11 protein-coding genes and 1 riboswitch are annotated in these 11,336 nt (G+C 71.6%); of the genes, 2 read left to right on the forward strand and 9 right to left on the reverse strand.

Annotation, left to right across the window (positions count from 1 at the left end; genetic code table 11):
* Positions 1-367: 367 nt before the first annotated feature.
* On the forward strand, positions 368-1,027 hold the full coding sequence (locus tag ACWD0J_RS40220) for a uridine kinase family protein (RefSeq protein WP_451500819.1): 660 nt from the start codon (positions 368-370) through the stop codon (positions 1,025-1,027).
* A 432-nt stretch (positions 1,028-1,459) separates the two neighbouring features.
* Entirely contained in the window at positions 1,460-3,322 is a 1,863-nt protein-coding gene (locus ACWD0J_RS40225) for an AAA family ATPase (RefSeq protein ID WP_451500820.1), read from the forward strand.
* 27 nt (positions 3,323-3,349) lie between these two features.
* Here ACWD0J_RS40225 and ACWD0J_RS40230 read toward each other — a convergent pair whose 3' ends face one another.
* The 9 genes from ACWD0J_RS40230 to ACWD0J_RS40270 form a co-directional block, all read right to left on the reverse strand.
* Positions 3,350-4,438 (reverse strand): hemolysin family protein, encoded by a 1,089-nt coding sequence (locus ACWD0J_RS40230; RefSeq protein ID WP_451500821.1) that lies wholly within the window; start codon positions 4,436-4,438, stop codon positions 3,350-3,352.
* The gene (locus tag ACWD0J_RS40235) at positions 4,435-5,763 is read right to left on the reverse strand and encodes a hemolysin family protein (protein ID WP_451500822.1); all 1,329 of its coding nucleotides are present in this window, start codon (positions 5,761-5,763) and stop codon (positions 4,435-4,437) included. The genes ACWD0J_RS40230 and ACWD0J_RS40235 overlap by 4 nt, the downstream gene beginning before the upstream one ends.
* Positions 5,764-5,995: 232 nt before the next feature.
* Positions 5,996-6,451 carry a PH domain-containing protein gene (locus ACWD0J_RS40240; protein WP_451500823.1) on the reverse strand — a complete coding sequence of 152 codons (456 nt, stop codon included), beginning with the start codon at positions 6,449-6,451 and terminating at the stop codon, positions 5,996-5,998.
* Between the two features lie 13 nt (positions 6,452-6,464).
* Positions 6,465-7,322, reverse strand: coding sequence for an ATP phosphoribosyltransferase (gene hisG / locus ACWD0J_RS40245; protein WP_451500824.1), 858 nt, complete (start codon positions 7,320-7,322; stop codon positions 6,465-6,467).
* A gap of 51 nt (positions 7,323-7,373) precedes the next feature.
* Positions 7,374-7,646: a phosphoribosyl-ATP diphosphatase gene (locus ACWD0J_RS40250; RefSeq protein WP_030946750.1), complete on the reverse strand. Its 273-nt coding sequence runs from the start codon at positions 7,644-7,646 to the stop codon at positions 7,374-7,376.
* 33 nt (positions 7,647-7,679) lie between these two features.
* Positions 7,680-8,165, reverse strand: a complete 486-nt coding sequence (ribH, locus tag ACWD0J_RS40255; RefSeq protein WP_451500825.1) for a 6,7-dimethyl-8-ribityllumazine synthase — start codon at positions 8,163-8,165, stop codon at positions 7,680-7,682.
* A gap of 21 nt (positions 8,166-8,186) precedes the next feature.
* Positions 8,187-9,476, reverse strand: coding sequence for a bifunctional 3,4-dihydroxy-2-butanone-4-phosphate synthase/GTP cyclohydrolase II (locus ACWD0J_RS40260; protein WP_451500826.1), 1,290 nt, complete (start codon positions 9,474-9,476; stop codon positions 8,187-8,189).
* Positions 9,473-10,114: a nicotinamide mononucleotide transporter family protein gene (locus ACWD0J_RS40265; RefSeq protein ID WP_451500827.1), complete on the reverse strand. Its 642-nt coding sequence runs from the start codon at positions 10,112-10,114 to the stop codon at positions 9,473-9,475. The genes ACWD0J_RS40260 and ACWD0J_RS40265 overlap by 4 nt, the downstream gene beginning before the upstream one ends.
* Complete coding sequence (locus ACWD0J_RS40270) at positions 10,111-10,713, reverse strand: riboflavin synthase (RefSeq protein ID WP_451500828.1); 603 nt, start codon at positions 10,711-10,713, stop codon at positions 10,111-10,113. Before ACWD0J_RS40270 ends, ACWD0J_RS40265 begins: the two co-directional genes overlap by 4 nt.
* A gap of 144 nt (positions 10,714-10,857) precedes the next feature.
* Positions 10,858-10,988: riboswitch (FMN riboswitch) on the reverse strand.
* Between the last annotated feature and the right edge of the window lie 348 nt (positions 10,989-11,336).

Genomic DNA, 11,336 nt, shown 5'->3' on the forward strand with positions numbered 1-11,336 from the left:
TGCACCGGGCGCCGCCGCAGCCGCCCCGGGACGCCGAGCCGGTCGATGAGACTCGACGCGCCGTCGCTCCAGCTGCACACGATGGGCGCGGCGGTCGCCGGGCCCGCGCCGCCGGCCACGGTGGCAGCGACCGCGGCGGCGAGGACGTTTCGGCGGGACGGCTGTCGGGATCTGGTCATGGCGGAATGACCCCCAGGTGTCCGAGTCGGGGCGGGTCCGGTGCACGGCTGTGCGCCCACTATGGAGCAGGCGGCATGCCCCGGCCAGCACTTGGGACCGTGCCGCGCTGACCAATATTGGTCTGGCCCACTGGCGCGGCCGCCGGGGCCGGCGAGCGGGCCGACGGGCCGCGTAGCCTGATACTCCAGTGCCCCCGTCCGTCTCGCGTCGCCACCCAGGAACCGTCATTCACGAGCTCGCCACCCGGCTGCGCCGCCTCCCTCCGTCCTGCGGCCCGGTCCGCCTGATCGGCATCGACGGGCACGCCGGATCCGGAAAGTCGACGTTCGCCGGGCGGTTGGCCCGCGCGCTGGAGGGCGCGCCGGTGCTGCGTCTGGACGACCTCGCCAGCCACGACGCGCTCTTCTCCTGGACGCGGCGGCTGCGGACCCAGGTGATCGAACCGCTGAGCCGGGGCGAGAGCGCGCACTACACCCCGTACGACTGGCACGCCCGCCGCTTCGGACCGCCCCGGCCGTTGCCGCCCGCGCCGGTGGTCCTCGTGGAGGGGGTCGGGGCGGGCCGCCGCGCGCTGCGGCCGTGGCTGGCGCGTCTGCTGTGGATGGAGCTGCCGCGCGAGGAGTCGTGGGCGCGCGGACGGGCGCGGGACGGGGAGGAGCAGCGGGACTTCTGGGATGTCTGGGTCGAAGCGGAACAGCGGCATTTCGCCGAGGATCCCTCCCGGCCCTTCGCCGACCTCGTGGTACGGCAGGGCGAGAAGGGATACGACGTGCTTGCCGGGCCTGCCGGGACCGCCGGACCGGACCAGTTCGTCACGTACGGTGACGGGCCGTCCGCGGTGTGCTGAACTTGTGAAAGAGCCGTGCCGGACAAGTTCCCGAAGTGCCTCAACTCGGCTTGACCGAGGGGCCGTACAGGTCTTACGTTTCCCATGTGCGGCCCTTCGGAGCCGCCCGCAGACGCGAAGCCCCCGGTTGTTCCCCCGTGATCGGGGGCTTCGTTCTGCCCTGAAGGTACTTTTCGGGCGCCGTGCGACACGATTCGCTCACCCTCGGTCACCACGCGGAATCCGCGCGACTGCTCCGACCTCGCCGAACGGCCTGTGCGGCACCCTTCGGCGGGCGGCACCCGCGCAGGTACGATGCCCTCGGTGCGACCTGCGGACGGCTGCTCTGCGCACCGTTGCAACTCCGGTCCGCTGCGCAGCGGTTGACCAAGGCGGCCGACGGGCAACGGCCCGCCGGCGAACCAAACGGGGGCACGGTTTGTGGGGGACGTGATGGACTTCGGCACGCGGGGCCCCGAGGCCCCGGCCGACCTCGCCTGGCTGCGAGGCGTGGACGCCTACACGATGGGCGCCTATCCGCAGGCGGAGGAGGAGTTCCGCACCGCGGTGCGGATCGATCCCGGGATGGCCGACGGCTGGCTCGGACTGCACGCGCTGCGCGTCGACACGACGACCGCGCTGCTGCGGATGTTCCGGCACCGGGACCGCTTCGGCGAACAGCGCACCCGGCACCGCCGCACCCTCAACTCCTGGTACTGGCTGGGGTGGTGGGTGCAGCCGGTGCTGGAGAGCCCGCGCGACCTGCTGCTCGCGCACGCCTCGCACTGGCTGGACGGACGGCACGTCCCGGAACTGGACCGGGCCCTCGCGGGCCTGCCGCCGGTGGACACCGACCCGCAGGTCCGCTTCCTGCACGCCTGCCGCGCCTACCTGGTCAAGGACTGGGAACAGCTGGTCCGGCACACCGACCCGCTGATCAACGACCCCATGCTCGGCATCGAGGCGGGCCTGTTCGGCGGCATGGCCCGGGTCCGGCTGGAGATGTACGGGCAGGCCGAACCGCTCCTGTCGTCCGCCCTGATGCGCTGCCGCAGCGAGCAGCCGCAGCGCAAGGAACTGCGCTACTGGCTGGCGCGGGCCCACGAGGGCACGGGCCGTTCCGCCGCCGCCCTTCCGCTGTACCGGGCCGTGCACCGCGTCGACCCCGCCTTCATGGACACCTCGGCCCGGCTGGCCGCGATCTCCGAGGGCGACGGGTACGACGAGGCGACCGACCTCGCGGCGATCACGCTCGCCGGGGCCGGGCAGGACATGGTGGACGGCCCCGACGGGCTCGACCCGCTCTTCGGTACCGAGGGACGCGAGCTGAAGCTCACGGACCCGGATCCGCCGGTCTCCGTACCCCTGCCGTCGGCGACCGGCCCGGCGGTGCGGGAGAAGCTCCTGTCCTCGCCGTCGCTGCCCGCCGGGCCCACCGATCCCGCCTTACTGGAAGAGGCGCTCGCCGAGCTGGAGCGGATGGTGGGCCTGGAGCCCGTCAAGCGCCAGGTGAAGGCGCTGTCCGCGCAGCTGAACATGGCCCGGCTGCGGGCCGGCCAGGGTCTGCCGGTCCAGCCGCCCAAGCGGCACTTCGTCTTCTCGGGCCCCTCCGGCACCGGCAAGACCACGGTCGCCCGGATCCTCGGCCGGGTCTTCTACGCCCTCGGGCTGCTCGGCGGCGACCACCTCGTGGAGGCGCAGCGGGCGGACCTGGTGGGCGAGTACCTCGGCCAGACGGCCGTCAAGGCCAACGAGCTGATCGACTCCGCGCTCGGCGGTGTCCTCTTCGTCGACGAGGCCTACGCGCTGTCGAACTCCGGCTACGGCAAGGGAGACGCCTACGGCGACGAGGCGTTGCAGGTGCTGCTGAAGCGGGCGGAGGACAACCGGGACCACCTGGTGGTGATCCTGGCCGGCTATCCGGAGGGCATGGACCGTCTCCTCGCCGCCAACCCCGGACTGTCGTCCCGGTTCACCACCCGCGTCGACTTCCCCTCGTACCGTCCGCTCGAACTCACCTCCATCGGCGAGGTGCTGGCCGCGGAGAACGGTGACGTGTGGGACGAGGAGGCGCTGGACGAGCTGCGCTCGATCGCCGGGCACGTGGTCGACCAGGGATGGATCGACGAGCTGGGCAACGGGCGGTTCCTGCGTACGCTGTACGAGAAGAGCTGCGCGTACCGGGATCTCCGGCTGTCGACGTATCCGGGGACGCTGACGCGGGACGACCTGTCGACGCTGCGGCTGCCGGACCTGATGCAGGCGTACGGCGAGGTGCTGTCGGGGCGGGGGCCGCAGGATCCGTCGACGATGTGACGGACCCCGCGGCCGGGCGCCCGGCCGTCAGCTCGCCAGCGCCTCCTCCGGCTCGCCGCTCACCCGCGGCTCCGCCACCCGGACCCCCGGCGCCTTGCGGTGCGCGGGATCCCGGACCTCGCCCACCAGCAGCTCCAGGACGTCCTCCAGCGCGACCAGCCCCAGCACCCGGCCGGAGGCGTCGGCCACCTGGGCCAGGTGCGTGGCGGCCCGGCGCATCACCGTGAGCGCGTCGTCCAGCGGCAGTTCGGACCTGAGCGTCGTCATCGGCCGCCACACCTGCTGCGGTACCGCCCGCTCGGAGTCCTCCAGATCGAGGACGTCCTTCACGTGCAGGTAGCCCATGAACGCGCCGTTCTTCTCGGCCGCCACCGGGAAGCGGGAGTATCCGGTGCGGGCGGTGAGCCCGACGATCTGGCCCGGGGTGACCGACGGGCTGACCGTCACCAGGGACTCGCGCCCCAGCAGGACGTCCGTCACGGGGCGGGAGCCCAGCTCCAGGGCGTCCTCCAGGCGTTCCTGCTCGTCGGGGTCGAGCAGGCCGGCCTGGCCGGAGTCCTCCACCAGCCGGTTCAGCTGTTCGCTGGTGAAGACCGCCTCGACCTCGTCCTTGGGCTCGACGTGGAAGAGCCGCAGGATGGCCTGGGCGCAGGCACCGAGGGCGGCGGTGACCGGCCGGCACAGGCGGGCGAAGGCGACCAGGCCCGGACCGAGCCACAGCGCGGCCTTCTCCGGGGCCGCCATCGCGAGGTTCTTCGGGACCATCTCGCCGATGACGAGGTGGAAGAAGACGACCGCGGCGAGCGCGATCACATAGGTGAGCGGATGGATCACGCCGTGCGGCAGGTGGACCCACTCGAAGACCGGCTCCAGCAGATGCGCCACCGTCGGTTCGGCGACCGCGCCCAGGGTCAGCGAGCAGACGGTGATGCCGAACTGGGCGGCGGCCATCATCTGCGGCAGCCGCTCCAGGCCGTACAGGACCTGGCGGGCGCGGGTGGTGCCGAGCGGTTCGATCTGGCTGCGGCGCACGGAGACGAGCGCGAACTCGGCGCCGACGAAGAACCCGTTGGCGAGCACGAGCAGCGCCGCGAACAGGAGTTGCAGGACGCTCATCGGGCGGCCTCCGCCATGACGGGGGCCGTCCGCACCAGCCGGACCCGCTCCGCGCGGTAGTGCCCGACCTGGCGCACGGTCAGCCGCCAGCCGGGCAGTTCGGTCCGGTCGCCGACGGCCGGGATCCGGCCGAGCAGGTCGGCGACCAGGCCGGCGACGGTCTCGTACGGCCCCTCGGGCACGTCGAGGCCGATGCGCTGGAGGACGTCGACGCGGCAGCTGCCGTCGGCCTCCCAGGCGGGCCTGCCGTCCTCCGGCGGGGCGGCGGCGAGTTCGGGCAGGTCCTGCCCGTCGTGCTCGTCGCGGACCTCGCCGACGATCTCCTCGACGATGTCCTCCAACGTGACGACACCGGCCGTGCCGCCGTACTCGTCGACGACGACGGCGATGGGCTGCTCGTTGCGCAGCTGCGCGAGCAGGGGCCGCACCGGCAGCGTCTCGGGCACGAGCAGCGCCGGACGCGCGATACGCCCCACGGGCGTGCGCAGCCGGTCGTGCACGGGCACGGCCAGCGCGTCCTTGAGGTGCACCATGCCGACGACCTCGTCGATCCTCTCGTGGTAGACGGGGAAGCGGGACAGGCCGGTGGCGCGGGTCAGGTTGACCACGTCCTCGGCGGTAGCCGACGACTGGAGCGCGCTGACCTTCACCCGCGGGGTCATGACGTGCTGGGCGGTCAACCCGGCGAGCGACAGCGTGCGGACGAAGAGGTCCGCGGTGTCCTGTTCCAGGGCGCCGGCCCGCGCGGAGTGCCGGGCCAGGGAGACCAGCTCGCCGGGGGTGCGGGCGGAGGCCAGCCCTTCGGTGGGCTCCACGCCCATCGCGCGGACCAGGCGGTTGGCGACCGCGTTCAGACAGGCGATCACCGGGTGGAACAGGCGGGCGAAGGCGTGCTGCGGGCCGGCGACGAACCGCGCGACCTGCATCGGCTTGGACACCGCCCAGTTCTTGGGCACGAGTTCGCCGATCACCATCTGCACGGCCGAGGCCATCAGCATGCCGACGACCACGGCGACACCGGAGACGGCTCCCCCGGGGACGCCGGTCGCGGTGACGGGGCCGTGCAGCAGCTCCGCGAGCGCCGGTTCGGCGAGCATGCCGACGACGAGGGAGGTGATGGTGATGCCGAGCTGGGTGCCGGAGAGCTGGAAGGACAGCTCCTTGAGGGACTCGACGACCGTACGGGCCCGTCGGTCACCCTCGGCGGCGGCCTTCTCGGCGTCCGTCGCCTCGACCGTCACCAGGCCGAACTCGGCCGCCACGAAGAATCCGTTGGCGAGAATCAGCAGGAACGCCGCTCCGAGGAGCAGCAGGGGGATGGTCATGATGCCGCCGCCTCCGCGTACGCGCGCACTGCGGGGTCGCAGTCAGCGGTATGTCGGCAGGGGGCGGCGCAGGTACTGCAGGACGATCCGTCCATCGCCGGAGAGGGTCACTCCTCGCGTAGCAGGAACCCCTGGGCACCGGGCGGCGCGCAGGGGCGGAGGCGCAGCGATACGCCTCCGCCACCAGATTAATCAAGACACCGGCCCGTGCGGCAGGGTGGACCGCCCTCGGTCAGTCCCGGTCTTCGTCGGGGCGGACCGTGGAGCGGGCCTCGGCGAGCGCCCGCAGGGTGCGCGCGTCGGCGATGGCGCGCTGCTTGGCGATGCCCGGCTGGATGCCGAGCGCGGGCAGGCTGGTGCCGTCGCTGAGGTCGATGAACACCCAGGGGTCACCGGGGCGCAGGTTCACCTGGATGATCTCGGCCCAGTCCAGGCGGCGCCTGCCGGCGATGTTGACCACGGTGACACCGGACTCGTCGGCGACCACTTTCGGCCGGGACAGCACGAGCAGCACACCGAACAGCAGGGCCGCCGTGAGGATGAAGCTGAGGCGCTCGCCCGGGCTGAGCTGCTCCAGCAGCAGCGCGATCGTGGTGATGACCACGAAGATCGCGACGCCGGCGGTCAGCAGGACGGCACGGGTGCGGCCCGGCCGGAACGTGACGGGGAGGGCGGGAAGTTCGGACATCGCTCGGGATCCCTCAGAGGCGGCAGGCGTGGATGGCCGTCGTCAGGATGGCCCGGGCGCCGATGTCGTACAGGTCGTCCATGATCCGCTGGGCTTCCTTGGCGGGGACCATCGCGCGGACGGCGACCCAGCCCTCGTTGTGCAGCGGCGAGACGGTCGGCGACTCCAGGCCGGGCGTGAGCGCGACGGCCTTCTCCAGCTGTTCGACGCGGCAGTCGTAGTCCATCATCACGTACGTCCGGGCCACCAGGACGCCCTGGAGGCGGCGCAGGAACTGCTGCACCTTGGACTCGGCGGTCTCGTCGGCGTCCCCTCCGGTGCGGCGGATCACGACGGCCTCGGACTTCATGATCGGCTCGCCGATGACCTCCAGGCCCGCGTTGCGCAGCGAGGTGCCGGTCTCGACGACGTCCGCGATGACCTCGGCGACGCCCAGCTCTATGGCCGTCTCGACGGCGCCGTCGAGGTGGACGACGGAGGCGTCGATGCCGTGGTCGGCGAGGTGCTGGGCGACGATGCCCTCGTAGGAGGTGGCGACCGTCATGCCGTTCAGGTCCTCGACGCCGCTCGCCGTGCCCGGCTTGGTGGCGTAGCGGAAGGTGGAGCGGGCGAAGCCGAGGGGGAGGATCTCCTCGGCCTTGGCGCCGGAGTCGATCAGCAGGTCGCGGCCGGTGATGCCGATGTCGAGCTTGCCGGAGGAGACGTAGATCGCGATGTCGCGGGGGCGGAGGTAGAAGAACTCGACCTCGTTCTCCGGGTCGACGATCCGCAGCTCCTTGGACTCGCGGCGCTGCTGGTAGCCGGCCTCATGCAGCATCTCCGCCGCAGGTCCTGACAGGGAACCCTTGTTGGGGACGGCGATGCGCAGCATGAGGTCGGCTTCCTTCGTTCGTTTCGTACGGTGGTGGGTGCGGGTGACGGCTCAGAGATGGGCGTAGACGTCGTCCAGGGAGATGCCGCGAGCGACCATCATCACCTGGACGTGGTAGAGCAGCTGCGAGATCTCCTCGGCTGCTGCCTCCTTGCCCTCGTACTCGGCGGCCATCCAGACCTCGGCGGCCTCTTCGACGACCTTCTTGCCGATGGCATGGACACCCTTGCCCACCAGTTCCGCGGTGCGGGAAGTGGCGGGGTCGCCGTGTGCGGCCTTGTGCTGGAGCTCGGTGAAGAGCTCCTCGAACGTCTTATTGGACATGGTGGCGCCCACTTTACGCGTGTGCCGGCCGGCCTATCGCCAGGGTTCGGATACTGAGCGGAGGGTGGCCGCGGTGGCCACGGCCGCGGTCACGGCCTCGTGGCCCTTGTCCTCGCGGGAGCCCTCGATGCCGGCCCGGTCCAGGGCCTGCTCCTCGGTGTCGCAGGTGAGCAGGCCGAAGCCGACGGGGACGCCGGTGTCGACCGAGACCTGGGTGAGGCCCTGGGTCACGCCCTGGCACACGTACTCGAAGTGCGGGGTGCCGCCGCGGATGACGACGCCGAGGGCGACGATCGCGTCGTAGCCGCGGCCCGCGAGGACCTTGGCGACGACGGGGAGTTCCCAGCTGCCGGGGACCCTCAGCAGGGTCGGCTCGTCGATGCCCAGGTCGTGCAGGGCGCGCAGGGCGCCGTCCACCAGGCCGTCCATCACCTTCTCGTGCCACTGCGCCGCGACGACGGCGACCCGCAGGTCACCCACGTTCTGTACGGACAGTTCCGGTGCACCCTTGCCGCTCACGTCTCTCCTTGGTGTTCTTGCTCACTGGTTTCCGCAGGTGGAGACGGGGGGCGTCTCCAGCCAGGGCAGGTCGTGCCCCATCCGGTCCCGCTTGGTGCGCAGGTAGCGGAGGTTGTGCTCGCCCGCCTGTACCGGCATCGGCTCGCGGCCGGTGACCTTGAGCCCGTGGCGGACGAGCGCGTCGGTCTTGTCGGGGTTGTTGGTCATCAGGCGCAGGCTGCGGACGCCGAGGTCCTGGAGGATCTGCGCGCCGGCGCCGTAGTCCCGGGCGTCGGCGGGCAGGCCGAGCTCCAGGTTGGCGTCGAGGGTGTCGTGGCCCTGCTCCTGGAGTTCGTAGGCGCGGAGCTTGGACAGCAGGCCGATGCCGCGTCCCTCGTGGCCGCGCAGGTAGACCACCACGCCCCGGCCCTCGGCCTGGATGCGTTCCAGGGAGGCGTCCAGCTGGGGGCCGCAGTCGCAGCGCGCGGAGCCGAAGACGTCGCCGGTGAGGCACTCGGAGTGGACCCGGACGAGGACGTCCGCGCCGTCGCCGATCTCGCCGTGGACGAGGGCGACGTGCTCGACGCCGTCGACGGTGGAGCGGTAGCCGTAGGCCGTGAACGCGCCGTGACGGGTGGGCAGGCGGGTCTCGGCCTCGCGGCGGACGGTGGGCTCGGCGCTGCGGCGGTAGGCGATCAGGTCCTCGATGGAGATGATCGTCAGGCCGTGCTTGCGGGCGAAGGGGATCAGTTCGGGCAGCCGCAGCATCCGGCCGTCCTCGCCGGCGATCTCGACGATGGCGCCGGCCGGGCGCAGGCCCGCGAGGCGGGCGAGGTCGACGGCGGCCTCGGTGTGGCCGTTGCGCGTGAGCACGCCGCCGGGCCTGGCGCGCAGCGGGAAGATGTGGCCGGGGCGGACCAGGTCCGACGGCTGGGCCGTGCCGCTCGCGAGCAGCCGGAGCGTGGTGGCGCGGTCGGAGGCCGAGATGCCGGTGCTGACCCCGTGGGCGGCCGTGGCGTCCACGGAGACGGTGAACGCGGTCTTCATCGACTCGGTGTTGTCGTCGACCATCTGCGGGAGCCGGAGCCGGTCCAGCTCGTCGCCCTCCATGGGGGCGCAGATCAGGCCGCGGCACTCGCTCATCATGAAGGCGACGATCTCGGGGGTGACCTTCTCGGCGGCCACGACGAGGTCGCCCTCGTTCTCCCGGTCCTCGTCGTCGACGACCACGATCGGGCGGCCGGCCGCGATGTCCGCGAGGGCCTGCTCGACCGGGTCGAGCGCGAAGTCCTCGAAACCGTCGGTGCTGTACAGGATCGGTGCCGCACTCATGCCGGCGCTCCTTCCAGGGTCGGCCGCGCGGCCCTGCGGGAGCGCAGCCACCAGTCGCGCATGCCCCACAGGACGAGCGCGCCGTAGATGACGTAGACGAAGCCGGAGAAGGCGTAGCCGTTGGCGAAGTTCAGCGGTACGCCGACCAGGTCGACCAGCAGCCAGGCGAACCAGAACTCGACCATGCCGCGGGCCTGGGCGTACATGGCGGCGATGGTGCCGACGAAGATGTAGGCGTCCGGCCAGGGGTCCCAGGACAGGGTCGGGTACGCCTTGAAGAGGAGGGCCACCGCGACCGTGCCGGCGGCGGCGCCGCCGGCCATCGCCGCGCGCTCGCGCCAGGTGGCGAAGCGCGGGGTGATGGCGCCGTCCGCGGAGCCGCCCCGGTTGCGGTTCCACTGCCACCAGCCGTACAGGGCGACGACCATGACGACGGCCTGCTTGCCCGCGCTGCCGGTCAGGTGGCCGAAGAAGGCCCCGAAGAGGATCAGGCCGGACAGGAACTGGACGGGCCAGGTCCAGATGGAGCGGCGCCAGCCGAGGGCGAGGCCGACCAGGCCGAGGATGTTGCCGATCATGTCCGACCACAGGATGTGCTGGTCGAACAGGACGAACGCCTCGGAGTTCAGCTCGTTCACCGGGTCGCCCCCTGACCGGCCATCATCCGCTCGACGTACTTGGCGATGATGTCGACCTCCAGGTTGACCGGGTCGCCGGGCTGCTTGCGGCCGAGCGTGGTCAGGGCGAGCGTGGTGGGGATGAGGCTGACGGTGAAGTGGTCCGGGCCGGCGTCGACGACGGTGAGGCTGATGCCGTCGACGGTGATGGAGCCCTTCTCCACGACGTAGCGCGCGAGGTCCGCGGGCAGGGAGATCCTCACGATCTCCCAGTGCTCGGACACGGTGCGCTCCAGCACCTCGCCGGTGCCGTCGACATGGCCCTGCACGATGTGGCCGCCGAGGCGGTCGCCGACGGCCGTGGGGCGTTCCAGGTTGACGCGGGAGCCGACGGTGAGAGCGCCCAGGCTGGAGCGGTCGAGGGTCTCGGCCATCACGTCGGCGGTGAACTCGTCGCCCTCGTGGTCGACGACCGTGAGGCAGACGCCGTTGACGGCGATGGAGTCACCGTGTTTCGCGCCTTCGGTGACGACGGGGCCACGCAGCCGGAAGCGGGAGGCGTCGCCGAGGTTCTCGACGGCGGTGACCTCGCCCAGCTCTTCGACGATTCCGGTGAACACGTCCCGGGTCCTCCTGCCTCTTCGGGCGCGGACTCCGGGGCTGTCGATGACGACAGAATGGACGAGCGGGAACGCCGGGGCGACGCCGGACAGGGCTCGCCTCAAGGACGAACCGGTACGGCGACGCGCACGAATGCCCGCCCGCCGCGCACTGCCTCCCATCCGGACTTTAACCGTCGGTCCAGGAATTTCACCTGGTCAACCGGCCGCTGGAGGCGGCCGGGTCGCGGACTGTAACCGCCGGTTCGGACTTTCACCGACCCCGGAGTGCGCTGCTTCTGGTACAGGGCCAGTGTGCCACGCCTGATCGACGTCCATACAGGTGATCCGTGTGGAGTGGCTCACAGAGCGTACCGGGAAGGTAACGGGGCCTACGGATGGTCCGTACCTATTGACGCATTGGTCTAGTCCTTTTACTGTCGGCGGACGGTCCGGCGACGGTGACGACGGCCCTTGCCCGTCGCCGGACCCCCAGGGCCGCCCCCACGGCCGCACCACGGCCTCCATCGACCGGGCCGCGGACCTAGCTGTTCTGTCCGGGGAGGTTGTGGACGGGTGAGCCAGGTCTCGGCTGAGGGATCTTGAAACAGGTGAGGGCCTTCCGGTTCGGTGTGGATTGCGAC

This window comes from Streptomyces sp. NPDC003011, assembly GCF_053591515.1.